This window comes from Xanthomonas dyei (genome assembly GCF_002939865.1).
Taxonomy (GTDB): Bacteria; Pseudomonadota; Gammaproteobacteria; order Xanthomonadales; family Xanthomonadaceae; genus Xanthomonas; species Xanthomonas dyei.
The window spans coordinates 1-21961 of sequence record NZ_MDEE01000041.1 but is presented as its reverse complement, the minus strand read 5'-3'; the positions used below and the strand labels follow the sequence as shown (position 1 = coordinate 21961).

At 64.7% G+C, this 21961-nt stretch carries 16 protein-coding genes, 1 other RNA gene and 1 pseudogene; 13 read left to right on the top strand and 5 right to left on the bottom strand.

The genetic code is table 11. From position 1 onward, the window contains the following. Window positions 1–6 precede the first annotated feature (6 nt). Window positions 7–1344, top strand: a complete 1338-nt coding sequence (locus XdyCFBP7245_RS19680) for a chloride channel protein (RefSeq protein WP_104617117.1) — start codon at window positions 7–9, stop codon at window positions 1342–1344. 262 nt (window positions 1345–1606) lie between these two features. On the opposite strand, the gene XdyCFBP7245_RS19675 is transcribed toward XdyCFBP7245_RS19680, so the two are convergent. Together XdyCFBP7245_RS19675 and XdyCFBP7245_RS19670 are read right to left on the bottom strand one after the other, a co-directional pair. Further along, window positions 1607–1789, bottom strand: coding sequence for a 30S ribosomal protein THX (locus XdyCFBP7245_RS19675; RefSeq protein WP_003487537.1), 183 nt, complete (start codon window positions 1787–1789; stop codon window positions 1607–1609). 287 nt (window positions 1790–2076) lie between these two features. After that, a complete protein-coding gene (locus XdyCFBP7245_RS19670) occupies window positions 2077–2493 on the bottom strand; it encodes a MerC domain-containing protein (RefSeq protein WP_055849856.1) in 417 nt (138 codons plus the stop codon). A gap of 159 nt (window positions 2494–2652) precedes the next feature. Here XdyCFBP7245_RS19670 and XdyCFBP7245_RS19665 point away from each other — a divergent pair, with 159 nt between their 5' ends. The 3 genes from XdyCFBP7245_RS19665 (at window position 2653) to XdyCFBP7245_RS19655 (ending at window position 6817) form a co-directional block, all read left to right on the top strand. Further along, entirely contained in the window at window positions 2653–4719 is a 2067-nt protein-coding gene (locus XdyCFBP7245_RS19665) for a TonB-dependent receptor (RefSeq protein ID WP_104617116.1), read from the top strand. 449 nt (window positions 4720–5168) lie between these two features. Continuing rightward, a complete protein-coding gene (locus XdyCFBP7245_RS19660) occupies window positions 5169–5591 on the top strand; it encodes a MarR family winged helix-turn-helix transcriptional regulator (protein WP_104617115.1) in 423 nt (140 codons plus the stop codon). Continuing rightward, window positions 5588–6817: an MFS transporter gene (locus XdyCFBP7245_RS19655; RefSeq protein WP_104617114.1), complete on the top strand. Its 1230-nt coding sequence runs from the start codon at window positions 5588–5590 to the stop codon at window positions 6815–6817. The genes XdyCFBP7245_RS19660 and XdyCFBP7245_RS19655 overlap by 4 nt, the downstream gene beginning before the upstream one ends. 102 nt (window positions 6818–6919) lie before the next feature. On the opposite strand, the gene XdyCFBP7245_RS19650 is transcribed toward XdyCFBP7245_RS19655, so the two are convergent. Then, window positions 6920–6994: non-coding RNA, sX9 sRNA (locus tag XdyCFBP7245_RS19650), on the bottom strand. Window positions 6995–7293: 299 nt separating this feature from the next. Here XdyCFBP7245_RS19650 and XdyCFBP7245_RS19645 point away from each other — a divergent pair. The 7 genes and pseudogenes from XdyCFBP7245_RS19645 (at window position 7294) to XdyCFBP7245_RS19615 (ending at window position 17991) form a co-directional block, all read left to right on the top strand. Beyond that, on the top strand, window positions 7294–9672 hold the full coding sequence (locus XdyCFBP7245_RS19645) for a TonB-dependent receptor (RefSeq protein WP_104617113.1): 2379 nt from the start codon (window positions 7294–7296) through the stop codon (window positions 9670–9672). 796 nt (window positions 9673–10468) lie between these two features. Then, window positions 10469–12253, top strand: coding sequence for a S8 family peptidase (locus XdyCFBP7245_RS19640; protein ID WP_104617112.1), 1785 nt, complete (start codon window positions 10469–10471; stop codon window positions 12251–12253). Window position 12254: 1 nt separating this feature from the next. Further along, window positions 12255–12881 carry a hypothetical protein gene (locus XdyCFBP7245_RS19635; protein ID WP_104617111.1) on the top strand — a complete coding sequence of 209 codons (627 nt, stop codon included), beginning with the start codon at window positions 12255–12257 and terminating at the stop codon, window positions 12879–12881. Window positions 12882–13063: 182 nt separating this feature from the next. Continuing rightward, window positions 13064–14848, top strand: a pseudogene (locus tag XdyCFBP7245_RS19630) (S8 family peptidase). 145 nt (window positions 14849–14993) lie between these two features. Continuing rightward, entirely contained in the window at window positions 14994–15461 is a 468-nt protein-coding gene (locus XdyCFBP7245_RS19625) for a hypothetical protein (protein ID WP_244907864.1), read from the top strand. A gap of 96 nt (window positions 15462–15557) precedes the next feature. Next, a complete protein-coding gene (locus XdyCFBP7245_RS19620) occupies window positions 15558–17393 on the top strand; it encodes a S8 family serine peptidase (RefSeq protein ID WP_104617129.1) in 1836 nt (611 codons plus the stop codon). A gap of 1 nt (window position 17394) precedes the next feature. After that, the gene (locus tag XdyCFBP7245_RS19615; protein WP_104617110.1) at window positions 17395–17991 is read left to right on the top strand and encodes a hypothetical protein; all 597 of its coding nucleotides are present in this window, start codon (window positions 17395–17397) and stop codon (window positions 17989–17991) included. A gap of 83 nt (window positions 17992–18074) precedes the next feature. Here the strand turns inward: XdyCFBP7245_RS19615 and XdyCFBP7245_RS19610 are convergent, their stop codons facing one another. Continuing rightward, on the bottom strand, window positions 18075–19106 hold the full coding sequence (locus XdyCFBP7245_RS19610; RefSeq protein ID WP_104617109.1) for an aldo/keto reductase: 1032 nt from the start codon (window positions 19104–19106) through the stop codon (window positions 18075–18077). A 156-nt stretch (window positions 19107–19262) separates the two neighbouring features. Then, on the bottom strand, window positions 19263–20471 hold the full coding sequence (locus tag XdyCFBP7245_RS19605; RefSeq protein ID WP_104617108.1) for an MFS transporter: 1209 nt from the start codon (window positions 20469–20471) through the stop codon (window positions 19263–19265). 98 nt (window positions 20472–20569) lie between these two features. Here XdyCFBP7245_RS19605 and XdyCFBP7245_RS19600 point away from each other — a divergent pair, with 98 nt between their 5' ends. Together XdyCFBP7245_RS19600 and XdyCFBP7245_RS19595 are read left to right on the top strand one after the other, a co-directional pair. Beyond that, window positions 20570–21490: a LysR family transcriptional regulator gene (locus XdyCFBP7245_RS19600; protein WP_104617107.1), complete on the top strand. Its 921-nt coding sequence runs from the start codon at window positions 20570–20572 to the stop codon at window positions 21488–21490. Window positions 21491–21742: 252 nt separating this feature from the next. Continuing rightward, the coding region (locus XdyCFBP7245_RS19595) for a transposase (protein WP_146091705.1) at window positions 21743–21961 on the top strand (219 nt) is incomplete at its 3' end.

Sequence of the window (21961 nt, the reverse complement as noted above, 5' to 3'; positions counted from 1 at the left end):
AGGGCCATGTCTGCTTCTGATCCCTCGCCGCGTCGCTTGCGGCCGCTGTTGTCCAGCGAAGGCTGGCGTCGCCGCGCTGCACTCTGGGGTGGCGCCATTGCGGTGGCCCTGGTCTCCATCGTGTTCGCCAAGGCCAGCGATGCCGCCTTCCAGTTGTTTCAACGCATCACCGCGCATTCGATCTGGTGGGCGCTGCTGCTGACGCCCGGCATCTTCGCCCTGCTCGCCTGGCTGACCTCCGGGGCGATGCGCCCCACCCGCGGCAGCGGCATTCCGCAGGTCATCGCTGCGCTGGAACATAACGATCCGGCGTTTCGCGACACCAATCTGTCGCTGCGCGTGTCGATCGGCAAGCTCGCCTTGACCACCTTGTCGCTATTCGGTGGCGCCTCGGTGGGTCGCGAAGGTCCCACCGTGCATGTCGGCGCCAGCCTGATGCATATGTTCGGGCGCTGGTTCGGCTTTCACGATCCGCGCGAGCTCTCGCATTTTCTGCTTGCCGGCGGCGCGGCCGGCATTGCCGCGGCCTTCAATACGCCGCTCGCCGGGGTGGTCTTTGCGATCGAAGAATTGAGCGGGCGCTTCGAGCACCGCTTCTCCGGCACCTTGCTCACCGCGGTGATCGTCGGCGGTGTGGTGTCGCTGGGGTTGCTGGGCAACTACACCTACTTCGGCAAGGTGGCGGTGGCCTTGCCGCTGGGCCAGGCCTGGCTGGCGATTGCGCTGTGCGGCAGCGTGGCCGGGCTGCTCGGCGGGATCTTCGCGCGGCTGGTGCTGGCCAGCGTCAGCGGCAAACCACGCTGGCTGGGCGCGCTGCGCCAGCGCCACCCGGTGCTGCTGGCAGCGTTATGCGGCGTGGCGCTGGTCGGGCTGGCGATGGTGTTCGGGCAAGGCGCCTTCGGCACCGGCTACGAGCAGGCGCGCAGCCTGGTGCAGGGGCATGCCGTGGTCGGCCATGAGTTCGGCCTGATGAAGCTCATCGCCAACCTGGTCTCGTACCTGGCCGGTATCCCGGGCGGCCTGTTCTCGCCCGCCTTGGCGGTGGGTGCCGGCATCGGCCACAACCTGTCGGTGCTGATGCCGAGCGTGGACCCACGCACCTTCGTGTTGCTGGGCATGTGCGCCTACCTGACCGGCGTCACGCAGGCACCGCTGACCTCGGCAGTGATTTCGCTGGAACTCACCGACACCGGCCAGATGCTGCTGCCGATCCTGGCCACCGTGTTGATTGCACGCGCGGTGTCCGGGCTTGTGTGCAAGACACCGATCTATCGCGGATTGGCCGAGCAGTTGCTGACGCCAGCGGCAAAGAATTCGGCGCCGGCCGCAGACGCAGCGCATTAGGGACACCGCGTTATCGAGGTGCGCAGGCTGTATCCGATGTATCACGGACGCCGCAGATTGCCGACATGACGCGAGCCACTGTTCGGACGCGTTGCGCCGATTCGCAACGGATGCCGGCGGTGATGACGCGCCGCTTGGTCCACACGGACCCGCATCGGTCTACGCACGTGAGCACGCATTACGATCAGCGTTTTGCGCTGACATCGGACATAAAAAAACGCGGCGCAAGCGCCGCGTTTTCGGATCGCAAAGCGGGCTGGGGTCAGCTGGCCTTGGCGACGGTCTTCTTGGCAACAGCCTTCTTGGCCGGCGCCTTGACCACGCCCTTCTTGGCAACCGGGGCAGCTGCACCCACGACAACCTTGCTCACCGCGTGCGAACGCGAATTGCCGTAGCTGGCGTTGTAGCGCTTGCCCTTGGCGGTCTTACGGTCACCCTTACCCATTTCGTCGACTCCTGAATGTGAATACAAATACCCGTGCTGGCACGGGTCTGGCGAGGTTTGCACCGGCGGTGCCCTCGCGCAAGGCCGGCAAGCCTACCACGTTGGCCCGGGGCCGCGCAGCCGCGGGGCCTGCCAGGCTGTGAACCAGCCGGTGTTTAAGCAGATCAACTAGCCGCGCGTGCTTGGCGGTCAGCGGCCGGCGCCGGCCTGGTACCGGCGTAAAACGAGTTGCCGACTCACCGACTGCAACCATCGCGCAGTCGCCTGGCAGCGCAGCGAGCGCATTGTCAGTGCGCGCAGCTCGCGTCGTGGACATGCGCATGCCCATGATTCAGGCGCAGATTGACCAGATGCGCGATGCCGACCAAGGCGCCGCCCAGCGTCATCACCACCGCGTGCGGCACCACCGAATGATGCAGCGGGTCGTATAACAGGCCCACCCAAAGCAGCGCCAGGCCAGGCAGCAGCAGCGCCAGCGCATGCAACGCCTTGTGGCGCCGATACCCCAACACCAGGCTGAAAAGCCCAAGCAGGGTCACGAACACCACGATCGCCAGTTCGACCCCGTCGCCCAGCCAGAACGACAACCCGAGCGATGGCGCCAGGGCCAGAACCAGCGGCAGCACCGCACAGTGCACGGCACACAGCAGCGACCCGGTCGCACCGAAACGGTCTAGCAGATGGCGAAGTGTGGGCAGAGGCATGACTTCCAGCAGATACTCGCGGCGACGTGGAATAATATAACATCTTCCTTGTTCCAGGCCCGCACCACTGCATCGCACAGAGCGGGCCTTGCCGTCGGCACAGCAGGCAAGCTGCGCCATCCTATTGATATACAGTAACAATTAGAGAGTCCGATCCACATGGCCCCCACGCTCATCCCCTCGCTGCGCCGCTCCGCTCTATCACTGGCACTGACCAGTTTGTTGACTCCTGCCCTGGCCATGGCCGAAGACGCACCGGACATTGCCGACCCGCAGACGCCGCCGACATCGGACACCCGACATGACGCCACCCATTCCAGCGGCCGGCACATCAAGGACCTGGACAAGGTGGTGGTCACCGCCAGCCCGCTGCGCGATGCGGCCGGCGAGTTGAGCCGCCCGGTCGAGGTGCTGGCCGGCGAGCGTCTGGATGAGGTGCGCAGTTCGAGCCTGGGCGAGACCGTGGCCAGCCTGCCGGGCGTGCAGAGCTCCAACTTCGGCCCCGGCGTGGGCCGGCCGATCATCCGCGGCCTGGACGGCCCGCGCGTGGCGGTGCTGCGCGATGGCCTGTCCACCCAGGACGTGTCCACCGTCAGCCAGGACCATTCGCCGGCCATCGAGCCGTTTCTGGCCAACCAGATCGAAGTGTTGAAGGGCCCGTCCACGTTGCTGTACGGCTCCGGCGCGATCGGCGGCGTGGTCAACGTGGTCGATGGCCGCATTGCCGAAACGCCGGTGGACGGCTTCAGCGGCCGCGCCGAAGTGCGCTTCGACGGCGGCGACAAGGACGGCAACACCGACATGTTCCGCGTCGATGCCGGCAACGGCAGCGGCCTGTCGATCCACGCCGATGGCGTGTACCGCAACCAGAACGATTACGACACCCCGCAAGGCCGCCAGCGCAATAGCTGGATCGACTCCAAGGTGGGCTCGATCGGCGCCTCGCTCTCCGGCGACTGGGGCTTTGTCGGCCTGTCGGCCTCGCGCTTCCGCGACAACTATGGCAACCCCGGCGAGCCGGGCGACCCGTCCCTCGGCGAGCGTGGCGTGTCGTTGAAGCTGCAGCAGGACCGCTACGACCTCAAGGGCGGGTTGACCGATCCGTGGGGCGAAGGCAGCGCGCTGCGTTACAGCTTCGGCCATACCGACTACGCGCACACCGAGTTCGAAGGCGCCGCAGTCGGCACCGTGTTCACCAAGCGCGCCAACGAAGGCCGCGTGGAAGCCTCGTTCACCTTTGCTGGCGGCTGGCAGACCGCGTTCGGCCTGCAGGGCAGCGATACCACCTTCCAGGCGGTGGGCGAAGAATCCTTCGTGCCCAAGACCGATACCCGTTCGCTCGGCGCATTCGCCGTGGCGCGCAACAGCTGGGAGCGCGTCACCGCCGAAATCGGTGCACGCGTGGACAAGGTCAAGTACCAGACCGACATCGGCGTGGACCGCGATTTCACCCCGACCAGCTTCTCGGCCAGCGGCGGTTTCCGCTTCAACGAGCAGTGGCGCCTGACCGCCAACCTGGACCACGCCGAGCGTGCCCCGGCCGAAGAAGAACTGTTCGCCAACGGCCCGCATATCGCCACGCTCGCTTTCGAGATCGGCGATGCGAATCTGAAGACCGAAAAGGCCAACCAGGCCGAGCTGGGGCTCAACTTCCACAACGCATGGGTGGATGCCAAGGTGGCGGCGTACTACAACCGCTACAACGACTTCGTCTATATCGTCGACACCGGCAATCAGTGGTTCAACGCCGAAGACAACGATTTCCTGCCGATCCGCCAATGGACGCAGGCCGATGCGATCTTCCACGGCTTCGAAGGCGAAGCGACCTTCCACCTGGCCAATAACGATACCGGCACATGGGACCTGCGCGTGTTCGGCGATACCGTGCGTGCACGCCTGACCGACGGCGGCAATCTGCCGCGCATCGCGCCGGGCCGCTTCGGTGCGCAGATGCGCTGGAATGCCGATGCATGGCGCGCCTCGCTCGGCGCCACCCGCACCATGAAGCAGGACAAGGTGGCGGTGAACGAAATCCCCACCGACGGTTACACCTTCGTGGACGCCCATCTGGCGTATCACGTGGACCGCGGCAGCAATGCGTGGGAAGTGTTTCTGGACGGCAACAACCTGACCAATCAGGACGCACGCGTGCACACCTCCTTCCTGAAGGACGATGTGATGTTGCCTGGCCGCAGCGCCTCGTTCGGCGTGCGGATGTTCTTCTGACAGCGGTCTCTCTCCCCCGCTGAGTAGAAGTGAGGCTGCCTTCGGGCAGCCTCTTTTGTTTGGGGTTCTGCATGGGTTGACGATCGGATCGCCGCGCCTGGGATGTAGTGCTTGTCGCACCCCGAATCGCGCGAACGGCCCGGCGCCGGGACAACGCCAGCTCTTCGTAACGGCTTGATCGCTGTGCGCCAGCGTCATTGCAGCAGCACTGGCTCTGGCGCAATCCTTGAGTCGTTCGCCGGCAGAACCGGATAAGGCGGTTCACGCTCTCCTGCGCGATGACCGGTCACGACCATGCGTGGTCGCGCCCGGGTGCGCTCCTACGTGGTTGGTTGGAGATGACAGCATCGACGGCACGCGGCCGTTGCTTGGCAGGCAACAGCGATTCTTGCCACTTGTCGATAAGTGTATATACACGCAATATGCCGTCATCTCTGCGGAGCGCGTCCATGTCAGGCACTTCCAACTGCACCTGCTTTCATTTGCGCCGGGCGGCGCGTCGGATGTCGCAGCTGTACGACCATGCGCTGGCACCGGTGGGGCTGAGCCTCAACGCGTATTCGATCCTGCGCCGGCTCCAGACGGCGCAATCGCTGGGCACGCTGGCGCAGGCGCTGGGCATGGATCGCACCACCCTCACCCGCAATCTCAAACCCTTGCTTGCCGCCGGATGGATCGCCACCCAGCGCGGCGACGATGCCCGGCAAACGTGGTTGATCCTGAGCCGCAGCGGCCGTGGGCTGCTGCGTCGCGCACAACCGCACTGGCTCGCCGCACAGCAGCGCATCGAGACGCTGTTCGGTGCAGCGCCCACCGCGCAGTTGCATGCCACGCTGGACCGTCTGGACGCCGTGCTGGATACCGCCGCATGAGCGCGTCGGCGACCGCGCGCGCCAGTGCGCAATGGGGCCTGCTGCTCACCGCCTCGGCGATGCTGATGCTGACCATGGGCGCGCGCCAGACCACCGGGCTGTTCGTCGAGCCGATCCATCGGCAGACCGGCATCGGTATCGCGTCGATCAGCTTCGCGCTGGCGATCGGGCAATTGGTCTGGGGCGCGGTGCAACCGGTGTTCGGTGCAATTGCCGATCAGCGCGGGCCGCTGCCGGTGCTGCTGTTCGGCGGCGTGCTGCTGTCGTTGGGATTGGCGCTGACGCCGTGGCTGGCCAGCGAATGGGGCTTGATCGTGTCGCTGGGCGTGTTGGCGGCAGCCGGTGCCGGCGCCGGCAGTTTTTCGGTGTTGATCGGCGCCACCGCGAGTCGCATCGCACCGGAACGGCGTTCGTTTGCGGCCGGATTGATCAATGCCGGCGGCTCGCTGGGCCAGTTCGTCTTCGCACCCTTGGTGCAGGTGATGATCGGCGCGGCCGGCTGGGTCAAGGCAATGATCGGCCTGGCGTTGGTGTCGCTGCTGACCTTGCCGCTGGCCTGGCCGTTGCGCCGCGCGCCATCCGCAGCGGGCAATGCATCTGTGCGCGCGGCCGATGACATCGGTCTGCGTGCGCAACTAAGTCTGGCGGCACGCGATCGCAGTTATTGGTGCCTGCATCTGGGCTTTTTCACCTGCGGGGTGCATATCGCCTTCCTGGTCACGCATCTGCCCGGCGAGGTGGCGCTGTGCGGGTTGCCGGCAAGCGTGTCGGCGGTCTCGATCGCGTTGATCGGCCTGTTCAATGTGGCCGGCAGTCTGGTCGCCGGCAAACTGGGCGAACGCGTGCGCATGAAATGGCTGCTATGCGCGATGTATGCCAGCCGCGCGGTGCTGATCGGCCTGTACCTGCTCGCACCGCCCACACCGTTGACGTTCTATCTGTTCGCTGCGGCGCTAGGCTTCACCTGGCTGGCCACGGTGCCGCCGACTGCGGGATTGATCGGCAAGCTGTTCGGCCCGCGCTACATGGGCACCTTGTTCGGCCTGACCTTGCTCTCGCACCAGCTCGGCGGTTTCTTCGGCGCCTGGCTGGGCGGAGTGGTGCTGGAACACAGCGGCGACTACAGCTGGATGTGGTACGGAGACATGGTGCTTGCGGTTGCGGCTGCGCTGATCAACCTGCCGATTCGCGAAGCGGCGCCGCTGCGCACTGTTGCCGCGACATGAGACGCGCGTAGGACAACGCAATCATCTTCGTCATGCTGCGCCCAGCAGCGATCGCACGTGGTTGCCACTGCATGCGTTCGAGTCAACATGCGCGCCAAGAGCCGCTACCAAAACGTAGCGAGCCGTCGTCAGTTTGGTGCGGCGACGCGGAGGAATCGGGATGTATGCGTGGCACACGCCGCAGCGAGCATCAGCTGCGTCCGCCTGGCAGCTGCACACCCGTTTCCCGAGCTGCCCTAGAGCCGCTCGATCCATGCGTACGCTCGCGCATCACGCACACGTCGATCGCTGCATGCGTTGACGCGGCGCACAACAGCTTTTATGCGCGACTCCGCGCGACTCCGTTAGAATAGCAACACGCGCTGTGCAGGCTTGTTGCGCCATCGATGCATTCCTGTGCGGCAAGTCACTTTTTCAGGCAGCACGCCGTTCACTGCGGCGGCATCTGCCGGTTGCTGCGACAAAAGGAAATCGCCATGCCCTCATCCATGCCCCGCTATGCGTTATCGCTGACCATCGCCACCTTGCTTGCGCCAATGGCGCAGGCGCAGACCGCACCGCAAGCCACAACCAAGCAGGACGCCACCACACTGGATGCGGTGATCGTCAGCGGCACCGCGCGCTTCAAGGGATTGGCCAAGCGCGATGCCAGCTTTTCGATCACCACCGCCAGCCCCGAACAGATCCAGCAAGCGGTGCCGCAGAGCACTGCCGACCTGTTGAAGATCGTACCGGGCGTGTGGGCCGAACCCAGCGGCGGCGGCACCGGTGCCAACATCTTCGTGCGCGGCATGCCTTCCGAAGGCGACGCGCCGTTTGTGACCATGCAGCTGGATGGCTCACCGCTGTTTCCACCGCCGACCCTGTCGTTTCTGGAGAACTCCACGCTGTTCCGCGTCGACGACACCGTCGAGCGCATGGAAGTGTTGCGTGGTGGCTCCAGCCCGATCTTTTCCAACGGCCAGCCCGGGCTGACGGTCAACTTCATTCAAAAAAAAGGCCAGGACGAGCCGGAGGGCAGCGTGCGCCTGACCGGCGGCAACAATGATTTGCGCCGGATCGATCTGTTCAACAGCGGGCCGATGGGCAATGGCTGGTACTACAGCGTGGGCGGTTTCTTCCGCGAAACCGATGGCGTGCGCGACCCGCAGTTTTCTGCCGACAAGGGCGGCCAGTTCAGCGCCACCTTGAGCAAGCGCTGGGACAGCGGCGAGCTGTCGTTCTATGCGCGGCATACCGACGACAACAATGCCTTCTACACCGCCATTCCGCTGCTCTCGCGCAATAACGGCAATGACTTGTCCAGCTTCCCCGGCTTGAATGCGCAGACCGGCACCTTGCTCGGTCGCGATTTCCGCAACGTGGACCTGCTGGTCGGGCCGAACGGTGAGACCGTGCAACGCGACCTGGCCGATGGGCGCGGCGTCAACATCGATGTGTTCGGCGGCGAACTCAACTGGGAAATCGGCGACTGGACCATTGCCGACCGCTTCAACGTGATGAGCGGCAGCGCGCCGACCTATGCATTGTTCACCGGCGATGCGCCGCTGCGGTTGAGCGATTTCATTGCCGGCTACCGCAGCAGCGGTAGCGCGACGTATACCAATGGCGGCGGCGCAGTGGACCCGAATCAACAGGTGCTCGAAGCCGGCTGGTGGTCGGTGGACAAGCGTCTGAATTCCTTCACCAACGATCTGCGCTTGAGCCGTGAGTTGTTTGCCGGCAATACCTTGACCGTGGGCGCTTACTACGCCAAGTATTCCTCGGCCGATACCTGGTACCTGGGCAACACCATGTTGCTCACCGCACAGAACAACGCACGGCGCATCGACGTGGCATTGGACGATGGACGCCAGGCCACGCGTCAGGGCTTCACCAGCACCGCGTTCTTGAATCTGCGCGCCAACTACGACGGCGAAAACATCGCCGCCTTCGTGGCCGACGAGTGGGAACTCAACGATCGGCTACGCCTGGACCTGGGCGCACGCTACGAGCGCCAGAGCGTGACCGGCAATGTGCACGACACCAGCACGGTGGACCTGGATGGCAACCCCGCCACCTTGTACGACAACGCCACCTCGCTGGCCTTGGCGACCACACGTCGCATCGATCAGGACGACGAGGCGTTCTCGTGGACGGCCGGCTTGAACTTCAAACTCAATGACAGCAACAGCCTGTTCGCACGCGTCAACTCGGGTGTGAAGTTTCCCGGCTTCGATAACCTGCGCGATGGTCAGAACCGCGTGCAGGAAGTGGACCAGTACGAGCTTGGCCTCAAGTCCGGTGCCAGCGCCTACGACCTGTATCTCACCGCGTTCTACAACACGTTCAAGAATTCGCCGTTCCAGGCATTCCTGGCCAATGGCGCCAACTTCACCGCCGTTGGCGATTCGCGTGCGCGCGGCCTGGAGGTGGAAGGCGCGATCCGCCCGTTCGGCGGCTTCGAGCTGGCTGGCACCGGGGTATGGCTGGATGCGAAATACCGCAACTATCGCGAGTTCACCGGCAACCAGGTGATGCGCCAACCCAAGCGGCAGTTCCGGCTCACGCCGAGCTATTACTGGATGCTGCCGTTCGGCGATCTCAAGGTATTTGCCACGTACTCCTACATCGGCGATCGCTTTGCCGATCTGGCCAACAGCCAGCGCCTGCCTTCCTACGACATGGTCGATATCGGCGCCAATCTGCACGTGGGCGAGCATTGGGAAGTGACCGCCAGCGGCAGCAACGTCACCGATACGCTGGGGCTCACCGAAGGCAACGTGCGCGTGCCGGGTGCGGCGACCGGCGGTGTGTTCATGGGCCGGCCGATCGCCGGGCGGCAGTACCAGATGTCGGTAGCGTATCGCTGGTAATCAAGGCAGGGGAGCTCCCGTGCGCATTCCGGGGCTGCCGCGTGGTCTACGCATGGACGCCCCGCGGCGCCTTCGGAACACCGATGCGGCAACGCAGGCGCTGCACGTGCCTGCGTCCTGCCCACCTTTCAGCCGTCGCGTATTGGCGACCATCCCCGACCGCTGCGCGTATCGCGCCCGGCGCAAGCTGCTCGCCATGCGAAGAAATCCCGCGCATCACGATTGTTTGTGTATATCGCGATCGCATGAAGCGGCGAACAAAGACCCAATTTCGGCCCTGCGCACTTCGTAGTGAATGCGCGATCCGACAGGACCGACACAAAGTGCGCAATCGGTCACGCGCAATGCGTTGTTTGCTCGCCTTGCGCACCCGGGTCGACCCACTTTTAATCAAGGCGCTGCCGGTGCCTGCGCATCGCCAGCGTCGGCTGCGCAACTGTGCACAGGGGAGCCGATCAACGACCTGTCGCATCCATCATTTGGCACGCGGATGCGCTCTTCCGGCTCTTTCGGGACACGTGGACATGACGCCTGTTGCTGCCTCCTTGGATTCACCTTCTTTCAGAAAACGCCGCAGGATGCCCCGCGTGCATCCAGCAGATCCGGCGTCGCATAGGCGCGACTGATCTTCCCCCCGCGGCAAACCCCGCAATCGCATGACACCGACACCGGCTCCATCGCCTTGGGCCTGACGGCCATCACCTGCGCGATGGAGCATCAGCTGACCGGTTCCCGATCGGCCGGGCGTGTATCTGTGCCACTTCGACTATGCCACCCCCAACTGGAGTCAATCGGAATGAAATTACTTCGCAGGCGATACCTCGCATCGACGATCGGAGCGCTGGTGATTGCAACGTCCCCCCTGCTGGCCACCGCCGCACAGCCGGCAAGCCCTGCAAGTGCCGGAGACGCCAAAGGCGATCCATTGCTGCGTTATCAATGGCACATCTCCAATCAGGGCCAGCAAGTGATCGGCGACAGCCGTCCGGTGGCCGGCGTCGATATGGATGTGGACATCCTGCATGCATTGGGGATTCGCGGCCGTGGGGTGCGTGTCGGCGTGGTCGACGACGGGCTGGAGCTGCGACACGAAGATCTGGCCGACAACATCATCCCCAACGGCTCGCATAACTTCGGCGACGGATCGCACGACACGACGCCGACCGATCCGGATAACGGCCACGGCACCTCGGTAGCGGGCATCATCGCGGCCGTTGGCTGGAATGGGCGCGGCGGGCGCGGCGTTGCACCCGAGGCCTTGCTGGCCGGATTCGACTTCCTGGGCCGGGCATCGTCCACCAGCGACGCCAGCGTCCGATATGCGTGGGGCGATGGGCCGGAGGCACGCACCATCGATGTATTCAATAATAGTTGGGGGTCGGCACAGCCCTTCTACCTCGACTTTCCGGTGGAGGAGCAGCAGTCCTGGGAAGCGCTGATGCGCTCGACACGCGGCGGACTCGGTGGCGTGTACGTCAAGTCTGCGGGCAACGGCTTCAGGCGCTTTCTGGCACGCGATACAGATGGAAAAGTGGTCAATGTCTGCAGCGAACTTTCGCGCACTTTGAATGTCGGCTGCGTGCTGGCAAATGTCGATCCGTGGAGTGGTCTCCCCGGCACGATCGTCGTCGCCAGCGTGGATGCCACGGGCAAGCGGGCCTCCTATTCGTCGTCTGGTTCCGCGGTGTGGATTTCCGGCCTGGGTGGAGAGTTCGGATACCAGCGCAAGTTCTATCACAATTCGGGCAAGAGCTTTGCCCCTGATGCCGCGCCCTTCGCCTACGACCCGGCCATCGTCACCACCGATCTCAGCGGCTGCAGCGCCGGCGATAACGTGGACGGCGCAGAAGTCGAAAACGCGCTAGCCGGCAGTGCGTCCAAGATCGATGCATCCTGCAACTACAACGCGCTGATGAACGGCACATCTGCGGCCGCGCCCACCGTCTCCGGTGTTGCGGCGCTCATCCTCAGCGCCAACCCCAGCCTGAGCGCGCGCGATGTCAAATACATCCTGGCCAAGACCGCGCGCCAGGTGGATCCCTGGCAGCCTGCTGCGGTCTACCAGGGCAGCGTGATCGACCCGGGTTGGATCACCAATGCGGCCGGGCACCATTTCAGCAACTGGTACGGCTTTGGATTGGCCGACGGCGCCGCTGCAGTCTATGAGGCGAGATATTTCAAGCCCCTGCCTGCATTGCGCGATACGCAGTGGGTCAGCGCCAATGCGGCCGCGAGCCAGATCGGCGGGCCCGCGCACCCGGCCAAACAACGCATCCGGATCACCCAGGCAATGAAGGTGGAAGGCGTGCAGTTATCGCTTGCCACATCGCATCGCAACCCCAGCAATCTGCGTGTGGTCCTGGAATCGCCCAGCGGTACGCGCAGCTATGTCCTTACACCGTTTTCGGTGCTGGATGCCGAGGCGTATGCAACAACCGGCTTCTATATCGACCTGACCTCCAGCAATGCGTTCCTGGATGAGAGGGCGCAAGGCGTGTGGATGCTGGAAGTCACCGACATGAGCGAGCCGAAGACCACCGCGGCACTGCAGAACTTCAAACTTCGCATCCTGGGGCACTGACATGAAAACCACGCTTGTTCTTTCCGCATTCCTCGCCTGCTTCGGTGCATGCGGCATCACTCAGGCCGCGCAGTACATGGATGCTCGGGCACTGAGCGCCGCTGCCACCGGCGAACGTTTCAAATCCGGCACGGACACCTACCGCATGCTGCCGGCAACGGTGGTCGCCGACCGGCTTCCGGCCGAGCACGCCGATGGCCCTCCGGCGCCCTCTGCGAACACCCTCAGCAGCACCGTCGCGGCACCGCCCAATGGCAAGGTTGCCGCGCGGATCGGCTCCTACGCGGTGATCCTGGACACGCCGGCCGGCAGTGCGCGCAGCGCTTCCCTGAGTGCAGCTGCATCCAGTACCGAACGGACCATTGCCGCAGCAGTGAACGAACGCAACGGACGTGTGGTCCTGGTGCAGCCGCAGCTGAAACTCACCGGCACCACACCGGCGAACGCGAACTTGCTGGCACGCAACTCGGGGGGAAGCATCGTCTACACCTCGACCGTGGATAACAGCGCGGTGATCGCCTACCCCTCGATCGAAAAGGCGCAACAAGCGCTGGCTCGTCTGCAAGCCAACAGCGGCGGCACGCAGCTGTCGCTGGTGGTCGCGCAATCGGTCATGCAACCGATGTGACCGCAGGCTGGCCGCCGGCGAATGCCTGCGGCCAGCACGGCGTCTTGCACATGCTCCACGGCTCGATTTGGCCTGCCTTCGGATGTACGCATGGCGTTAACAGCCGTTGGTAGCAATGGATGGGCCGAATGCACGCACGCGGCGTTTCGACAGCATCCCATTTCCGATTGGAGATCATCGCAATGCATCTGCTTCGCGGGCGACATCCAGCGCTGTCGATCGGCACGACGCTGATCGGTATTGCCTGTTTTGCTTCGGCACAAGCGGCCCCGCGTGGCGATGCATTTACCGGCGCGGCAGACGATCCACTGGTGCGTTACCAGTGGCACGTCTTGAATCAGGGGCAGGCGGTCATCGGAGACAGCCATCCGGTTGCAGGCGTGGATATGGACGTGGACGTCCTCCACGCGCTGCATATCCGCGGCAAGCACGTCCGCATCGGCGTGGTGGATAGCGGCTTGGAGATCAGGCACGAAGACCTGGCGGCAAATGTAATTCCGAACGGCTCGTACAATTTCATCAATGGTTCGAACGATCCCACGCCCTCGGACCCGGGTTACGCGCACGGCACGAAAATAGCAGGCATCGTCGCTGCAGTCGGTTGGAACGGGCGCGGTGGGCGGGGCATTGCACCCGAAGCCTCGCTTGTGGGGTTTGCATTCGGCGAAGCGTCTTCGATCACAGACGCAGGCCTTCGCTATGCATGGGGAGATGGGCCACAGTCCAGTGTCGTGGACGTTTTCAATTTCTCCTTCGTCAACGTCACCCCGTTCTATCAAGACTTCCCGCTGAAAGACCAGCAATCGTGGGATGCGCTGATGCAGTCAACCCGCGGTGGGCGCGGTGCGATCTATGTCAAATCGGCTGGCAACAGCTTTCTTGACATGCTCGGCCCGGACCAAGACGGAAATATTGTCGATGCTTGCGGCGACGCTGCGCGCGCGAACGGAGTCGGCTGCGGCCTGGCCAATCAAGACACCTTCAATAACCTGTTCGGCACGATCGCCGTCGCGAGCGTGAACGCGGTAGGCAAACGCGCCGCGTATTCTTCGCCTGGGTCGGCGCTATGGATTTCAGGACTTGGCGGGTTGAACGGAGGATACCAGCGAGCGTTCTATCACGGCGCCGCTGAAGATCCGGGAACCGTTACGGCACCCTTCCTCTACGACCCCGCCATTGTCACGACCGATCTGAGCGGATGCGCCGCGGGATCGAACGTGGATCATGACGGCCCGGCCAAGAACGCGCTGGATACCAGCGCCTCGAAGATCGACCCCTTGTGCAATTACACCGCCACGGCCAGCGGCACCTCGGCCGCAGCACCCACCGTGGCAGGAGTTGCTGCACTCATGCTGGGGGTGAACCCGAACTTGAGCGCGCGTGACGTGAAGTACATCCTGGCCACCACCGCACGCCAGATCGATCCCTGACAGCCGCGCGCGGTGTATCAGGGCAGCGTGATCGACCCGGGGTGGATCACCAATGCCGCAGGACACCGCTTCAGCAATTGGTACGGGTTCGGCTTGGCCGATGGCGCGGCAGCCGTCTACAAGGCGATCTACTTTACTCCATTGCCAGCGATGCGCGACACGCAATGGGTTGCGTCTACCCATCCGCCCAGCCAGATCGGCGGGCCGGCACGGCCTGGCACGCTGCGCATCCGCATCACCCAGGCGATGAAGATCGAAGCGGTGCAGTTGTCGTTGCGGTCTGCGCATCGGACGCCGAGCAATCTGCGCGTGGTGCTCATCTCGCCCAGCGGCACCCGCAGCGTGGTGGCCACGCCGTTCTCCACCCTGGACCCGGCGGCCTATGCCAAGACCGGCTTCTACATCGACCTCACCTCCAGCAATGCGTTTCTGGACGAGTCCTCGCTCGGCATCTGGACACTGGAAGTCACCGACATGAGCGACCCCGGCAAGACCTCCGCGCTCAATTCCTTCAGCCTTCGCATCGTGGGGCACTGACATGAAGATCGCGCTTGTAGTTTCCTCGTTGATGGGCTGCAGCGTCGCAAGCGGCGTTATGCATGCCGTGCAATCGGTCGATCCACAAACCCTGCTGGCAGCGGCCACTGGCGCACGCTTCCGCTCCGGAACGGACACGTTCCGCATGTTGCCTACCATGGCCATCGCGCAGAAGACCTCAGCTGTCGATGCCAAGCAGAGATTGCGGCCTGGCAGCGTGGTGCGTGCGGGATCTGCCACGCCGCCACCGGGCGGCAAGGTGGCCGCACGCATCGGCAGCTTCCTGCCGGTGCTTGAACCGCCTGCCGGCACGGCACGCAATCAATCCGCATCGCCCGCGCGCGCACTCGCCGCCGCAGTGAACGAGCGGACCGACCGGGTGCTGCCGGCCAGGCCGCAGATGCAGCTGACCGGCACGACACCTGCCACGGCGACCGCGCTGGCCGGAGAGAGCGGCGGCAACATCGTCTATACCTCCCAGGCGAACGGCAAGGCGGTGATCGCTGATGCCTGGATCGATCAGGCACAACACGCTGCGACCCACCTGCAGGGCCGCAGCGGTCACGCGCAGGCATCGCCGGTGGTGCTGCAAGCGGTCATGCAACCGATGTGAGTTTCCTCGGCGCAGACGAACACCTGCAGCCGTTGCCACCGGCGTGCTGTCACCGGCGCCATCTCCGCAGTTCCCCTTTACCGATGAGACGTCATGATGATTCTTTCTTCGCAGCGCTGTGCGCTGTCGTCTGCACTACTGCTGGCACTGTGTCTGTGTAGCGGTGCTGCCACCGCGGATGAGGTGGTCGCGCAAAACCCAGCACGCACCGCGGCCAGGCCGAAAACGCAAGGCGACGACCCGCTGTTCCGCTACCAATGGCATCTGCTCAATCAAGGCCAGTCGGTGTTCGGCGATGAACGCCCGCTGCCCGGCGTGGACCTGGACGTGGAGATCCTGCACGCGCAGGGCATCCGCGGTGCGGGCGTCAACGTGGCGGTGATCGATAACGGCCTGGAGATTGCGCACCCGGATCTTGTCGACAACATCCTGCCCAACGGTTCGCACAATTTCTTGAACGGCTCCAACGACCCCACGCCGCGTGCGGACGACAGCGATGGCGACCATGGCACCGCTGTGGCAGGCATCATCGCTGCGCGGGGTTGGAACGGCATTGGTGGGCGCGGGGTTGCTCCGGAAGCGAAGCTGGCCGGCTTCAACGCCAGCGACACGCCTGATGGCGGTACCCAGTACGTCAACAACCGTTACTCCTGGGGCGATGGGCCGGAAGCCCGGGTCATGGATGTCTACAACAACAGCTTCGGGGTCTCGGCCGCCTACTATCAATACAGCGACCTCGACGAACAACGCTCCCTGGAGAAGCTGATGCGGGCCCAGCGCGGCGGCAAGGGCGGCATTTACGTCAAATCGTCGGGCAACTCGTTCAATACGCTGATCGATACGCTGATCGATACGGATGCACAGGGCAAACTGTTCGATCGTTGCAGCGACCAGACCCGGCAGCTTGGCGTTGCCTGCAGCAGTGCCAACATCGACAACATCAACAGCCTGACGACCATGATCGTGGTCGGTGCAGTCAACGCCAACGGGGTGCGTGCCAGTTACTCATCTCCCGGGTCTTCCTTGTGGGTGTCCGGGCTCTCTGGCGAGTTTGGCTTCCAGCGTCGCTTCGACCCGCATCCGGAGACCTTCAAGGAGCTGTACGGCATCCTCCATGCGGAGGGCCCGCAGCCATTTTTCTCGCCTGCGATCGTCACCACCGATTTGAGCGGCTGCGCCGCCGGGAACAATCAAGACCGCGCGCGCGCGATGCAGAATGCGCTGGATACCAGCAAGTCCAAGATCGATGCATCGTGCAATTACACCGCACGCATGAACGGCACCTCGGCCTCGGCACCCACCGTCGCCGGCGTTGCCGCCCTGATGCTGAGCGCCAATCCGCAACTGACGCTGCGCGACGTCAAGTACCTCCTGGCGACCACCGCGGTGCAGGTCGATCCACAACAACCCAAGGTGCTCTACAACGGCAGTGTGATCGAGCCTGGCTGGATCACCAACGCGGCCGGCCACCGTTTCAGCAACTGGTACGGATTCGGCCTGGTGGACGCGGCAGCAGCAGTGGAACGCGCCGTGCATTTCACCTCGCTGCCGGCGATGCAAGACACCGAGTGGATGGCCTACGACGGCAAAAGCAGCACCATCGGCGGTGCCGGCTCACCCGCACGATTGGCGATCGACATCAGCCAATCCTTCAAGGTGGAAGGCGTGCAGCTGTACTTCTTGGGTACGCACAAGGACCCGCGCAACCTGCGCGTGGTGCTGGTGTCGCCCAGCGGCACCCATAGCACCGTGATGACGCCATTTTCCACGCTCGACAAGAGCGACGAAGGGATCGTGGTGTTCCTGACCTCAAGCAATGCCTTCCTGGACGAGCCCTCGGCTGGGCGCTGGACCCTGGAGGTGGCCGACATGCTCGCCGACAACGGCAGTGAACAATTGAAGGAATTCGAAATGCGCGTGGTGGGCCACTGATATGAAAACATCTCTGATTGCCCTACTCGGTCTTGTTGCAGCCAGCGTTTGCGCTCCCGCATCGGCACAAGTCAACGACAGCGTACGCCTGCGCGCTGCGGCGACCGGGCAAACCATTGTGGTGGGCCGTGCCCATTTCCGCTTGATTCCTGGGGCGGTGGTACGGGTCGCCGACGCGGCGCGCGCCAGTGCAAACACGCAGTCGCTGCAGAGCACGCAAACCCGCGCGGATACGCCCGTTGCACGCTTCGATCGCTACGCGGTCTATCTCGACAGCATGCCCCCCGCACGCAGGACGCTGAGCGCCACAGATGCAGAACAACCGGCAACCATCGCAGCAGCGCTGGAAACGCGCAGCGGCCAGCTGGCATTGCTGGGCGCTGCGATCAAGTTGTTCGACACCACGCCTGCCATCGCGCGCGCCTTGGCAACGCGCACAGGCGGCAAGTTGATCTATGCCTCGGCCATCGATGGCAGCGCGATGATCGGCTACGACTCGGTCGCAGCGGCCTTGGACAACTGCGCACAATTGCAGGGCAGCAAGGGCGTAGGCGCGATCAAGCCCGAGGTGATTCCACGCGCGGCACGGCCGTTGTGACGCGGCTACGGTGACGCGGCCACGGTGATGCACGCCACGCTGTCGCCAACCGGCCGCAGCGTGGCGCGATGGCGCAGCCCGTGTTACACCGGTAGCGGGCTGCGTTCGGCAAAGTGGCCGCGCCAGTACGGGTAATACGGATACGGCGGCTCCACCGCGCTGACCGCATCCAGGCGCGTGCGCTGCTCGGGCGTGAGTTGCCAACCCACCGCACCCAGGTTTTGCCGCAGCTGGGCTTCGTCGCGCGCACCGATCAGCACCGTGCTCACGGTGGGCCGTTGCAGCAGCCAGTTGATGGCGATCTGCGGCACGCTGCGGCCGGTGTCTGCGGCAATGCCGTCGAGCACATCGACGATATCGAACAGGCGCGCATCGTCGATGGCCGGGCCGGCGGCGGCGGTGGCATGCAGGCGGCTGTTGTCCGGCAGCGGTTGGCCGCGACGTAGTTTGCCGGTCAGCCGGCCCCAGCCGAGCGGGCTCCACACCACCGCGCCCACGCCCTGGTCGATGCCGAGCGGCATCAGCTCCCATTCGTAGTCGCGCCCGGCCAGCGAGTAATAGGTCTGGTTGGCAACAAAGCGGCTCCAGCCCTGTGCGTCGGCCACGGCCAACGACTTCATCAACTGCCAACCGGCGTAATTGGAGGCGCCCAGATACCGCACCTTGCCGGCGCGCACCAACTCATCGAGCGTGGACAGGGTTTCTTCCACCGGCGTCATCGCATCGAATGCATGCAGTTGCAGCAGGTCGATATAGTCGGTGCGCAAACGGCGCAGCGACGCATCCACCGCACGCAGTAGGCGAAAGCGCGATGCACCGGCATCGTTTGGCCCATCGCCCAGGCGCAGACCGGTTTTGGTCGAAACAATCACCTGATCGCGGCGGCCCTGCAGCGCCTGGCCAAGGATCTGCTCAGAGGCACCGTCGGAATACACATCGGCGGTGTCGAACAGGTTCACGCCCGCTTCCAGGCACAGATCGATCATGCGCCGCGCCTGCGCCGCATCGGTATCGCCCCAGGCAGAAAACAGCGGCCCCTTGCCGCCAAACGTGCCGGCGCCCAGACCGAGCACCGGCACCTTGAAGCCGGAACGGCCGAGAAAACGTGTCTCCATCGCAATGCTCCTTGAAACCGAAAGAAAATCCGCGCGCAATGCCGGTCGATCCGACACCCCACAACGCCAGGCACGACGCTCTGCTCACCGATCACACGCGCCGATCGCGCACGCCTGCCGGTTGCGCGGTCTGCGCGCCACGCCTGAAGAATCGAATCAACCCGCCTGCGCGCATGCGTCCGGCGCCGCAGCACTGCGGCGTTGCAGCTGCACGCTCCACAACGCGATGCCCAGGCCGACTGCGCTCAACAGCGCCGCGACCCACGGGGTAGCGACCAGACCGGCGTGCGTGGCGATCGCCACACCGCCCAGCCAGGCGCCCAGCGCATTGCCGAGGTTGAACGCGGCGATATTGAGACTGGAGGCCAGGTTCTGGCCGGCACCGCGTGCATGTTCGAGCACACGCAATTGCAGCGGCGCCACGGTAGCGAAGGCCGCCACGCCCAGCAGCCCGACAACCACCACCATTGCGGTCTTGTTGTGCAGGGCCAGACCCATCGCCGCGAGCACCGCCACCAGCGCGGCCAGCGTGCCCAGCAAGGCGGCAGTGGCGCGCCGGTCGGCCAGGCGCCCGCCCAGCAGATTGCCCACGATCATGCCGACACCGAAGACCAGCAAGACCGGCGACACTGCCGCCTGCGCAAACCCGGTCACCTGCACCAGCAGCGGCTGGATGTAGGTGAATACCGCGAACACGCCGGCATAGCCCAGCACGGTCATCGCCAGCGCCAGCAACACCTGCCCGCGCCGCAACACCGCCACTTCCTGCCGCCATGACACCGGCGCGGCCGCGCCTGCGGCGGCCGGCACCCACAGCGCCAGCGCAGCCGTGGCCAGCACCCCGATCACCGTCACCGCCCAGAAGGTGGCCCGCCAGCCCAGTTGCAGGCCCAGCCATGCACCGGCCGGCACGCCCAGCAGGGTCGCCACGGTAAGGCCGGCAAACATCAAGGAGATGGCCGAGGCACGCCGCTCGGGCGGCACCAGGGAGGTGGCCACCACCGCGCCGACGCCGAAGAACGTGCCATGCGCCAGCGAGGTCAGCACTCGCGCGACCATCAGGCTGGCGTAATCCGGCGCCAGGGCACAGGCGAGATTGCCCAGGGTGAAGACGATCATCAGGCTCACCAGCACGGCTTTGCGCGGCCAGCGGGCGCTGAGCAACGTCAGCACCGGCGCGCCGATGCTCACGCCCAGCGCATAGCCGCTGATCAACAGGCCGGCCGCGGTGAGCGAGACGCCCAGGTCGGTGGCGACCTGCTGCAACAGGCCCATGATGACGAATTCGGTTGTTCCGATGCCAAAGGCACCGATGGTCAACGCCAGAAGGGCTGGCGGCAGACGGGACGCAACAGCTGAGGACATGACAGAAACCCTGGAGGACTGCGCACAGCCTGCGCCGCGCGATCCTCTTCAAGAAGCCTTGTTATGCTGATTCACTTTCAATGCCACGTTGACAATGCATGGACCGTCTCGGTGATATCGCGCTGTTCCTGCGCGTGCTGGACCTGGGCTCGATCACCGCCGCCGCCAACACCCTGGACCTGTCGGTGGCGGTCGCCAGCCAGCGCCTGAAGCGGCTGGAACGCGACCTCGGCGTGCGCCTGCTGCACCGGACCACCCGCCGTCTGCATCCCACCCCGGAAGGGCAGCAACTGGCCGCACGCGGCCGGGTGCTGGTGGACGACCTGGAAGCGCTGGCCGACGACCTGCGCGAGAGCGCCCACGATGTCGGCGGTACCTTGCGGGTCACGCTGTCGGCCTCGTTCGGGCGTCAGTACATCTCCCCGCTGCTGCCCGCCTTCCAGGCCCGCCACCCGCGCCTGCGCATCAGCGCGCATCTGAGCGACGATTTGGTGGACCTGATCCAGCAGGGCTTCGACCTGGCCATTCGCATCGGCGCGCTGGACGACTCCGGCCTGGTGGCCAGGCGCATCGCCGACAACCGCCGCACGCTCGCCGCCTCGCCTGCGTATCTGCAGCGGCATGGCACACCGCGCACTCCCGAAGAATTGATGCAGCATCCAGGCGTACTGCTGATGGGCCGCACTGGCCGCCAGGACCTGTGGACCCTGCAGACACCGGAGGGCGGCCAGGTACGGGTGCGCATGCAGAGCCGCTTCGAGAGCAACTTCGGCGAACTGGTACGCGATGCGGTGCTCGCCGGGCAAGGCATCGCGATGTATTCGTACTGGCATATCGCCGACGACCTGCGCGCCGGCCGCCTGGTCGAAGTGATGACCGATTATCCGCCTCCCACCTCCAATATCAGCGCCGTGATGCCCGCCCGTCAGCTGCAGCCGCCGCGGGTGCGTGCATTCGTCGAGTTCCTGCTCGAACACTTCGGCCAGACGCCGCCGTGGGAATCGGCCTCTGAGGCATGAGCGCCGCCATGACGGCCTGCGAAAAGATCGTGTGCGTCGTCGTCCTCCAGCGCGGCGATGAGCGACGAGGCCTGATCCGGCGCCCCGCCGCTGCGCGGCCTCTGACCCTTGGCCGCGATGCCGCGCAGCGGCGTGGCGTCAGGCCGCGACGGAATGTTGCGCGCATGCCGCACGCTACTTTTTCTGCCTGCAGACTTAGAGCGGCTAACAAAACCCCTTGAATCTTGCCTCGCCGATGGCAACATGACGGGCATGACACGTCGCAAAGAGATCCCCATTGCGCTGTGGAAGCGCATCGAGCCACTGATTCCGCACGTGAAGCGTTCGCCCAAAGGTGGACGGCCGCGTATCAGTGATCAGCAAGCCCTCAACGGCATCATCTATGTCTTGCGTACGGGCATTCCCTGGGAAGACCTACCCATCGAGCTCGGCTATGGCAGCGGCATGACCTGCTGGCGCCGGTTGCGCGAT

Bases quoted from the DNA above. Each gene is read 5' to 3' on its own strand.
- XdyCFBP7245_RS19680 (WP_104617117.1), top strand. From the start codon at position 7: ATGTCTGCTTCTGATCCCTCGCCGCGTCGCTTGCGGCCGCTGTTGTCC.
- XdyCFBP7245_RS19675 (WP_003487537.1), bottom strand. From the start codon at position 1,789: ATGGGTAAGGGTGACCGTAAGACCGCCAAGGGCAAGCGCTACAACGCC.
- XdyCFBP7245_RS19670 (WP_055849856.1), bottom strand. From the start codon at position 2,493: ATGCCTCTGCCCACACTTCGCCATCTGCTAGACCGTTTCGGTGCGACC.
- XdyCFBP7245_RS19665 (WP_104617116.1), top strand. From the start codon at position 2,653: ATGGCCCCCACGCTCATCCCCTCGCTGCGCCGCTCCGCTCTATCACTG.
- XdyCFBP7245_RS19660 (WP_104617115.1), top strand. From the start codon at position 5,169: ATGTCAGGCACTTCCAACTGCACCTGCTTTCATTTGCGCCGGGCGGCG.
- XdyCFBP7245_RS19655 (WP_104617114.1), top strand. From the start codon at position 5,588: ATGAGCGCGTCGGCGACCGCGCGCGCCAGTGCGCAATGGGGCCTGCTG.
- XdyCFBP7245_RS19645 (WP_104617113.1), top strand. From the start codon at position 7,294: ATGCCCTCATCCATGCCCCGCTATGCGTTATCGCTGACCATCGCCACC.
- XdyCFBP7245_RS19640 (WP_104617112.1), top strand. From the start codon at position 10,469: ATGAAATTACTTCGCAGGCGATACCTCGCATCGACGATCGGAGCGCTG.
- XdyCFBP7245_RS19635 (WP_104617111.1), top strand. From the start codon at position 12,255: ATGAAAACCACGCTTGTTCTTTCCGCATTCCTCGCCTGCTTCGGTGCA.
- XdyCFBP7245_RS19625 (WP_244907864.1), top strand. From the start codon at position 14,994: ATGTTGCCTACCATGGCCATCGCGCAGAAGACCTCAGCTGTCGATGCC.
- XdyCFBP7245_RS19620 (WP_104617129.1), top strand. From the start codon at position 15,558: ATGATTCTTTCTTCGCAGCGCTGTGCGCTGTCGTCTGCACTACTGCTG.
- XdyCFBP7245_RS19615 (WP_104617110.1), top strand. From the start codon at position 17,395: ATGAAAACATCTCTGATTGCCCTACTCGGTCTTGTTGCAGCCAGCGTT.
- XdyCFBP7245_RS19610 (WP_104617109.1), bottom strand. From the start codon at position 19,106: ATGGAGACACGTTTTCTCGGCCGTTCCGGCTTCAAGGTGCCGGTGCTC.
- XdyCFBP7245_RS19605 (WP_104617108.1), bottom strand. From the start codon at position 20,471: ATGTCCTCAGCTGTTGCGTCCCGTCTGCCGCCAGCCCTTCTGGCGTTG.
- XdyCFBP7245_RS19600 (WP_104617107.1), top strand. From the start codon at position 20,570: ATGGACCGTCTCGGTGATATCGCGCTGTTCCTGCGCGTGCTGGACCTG.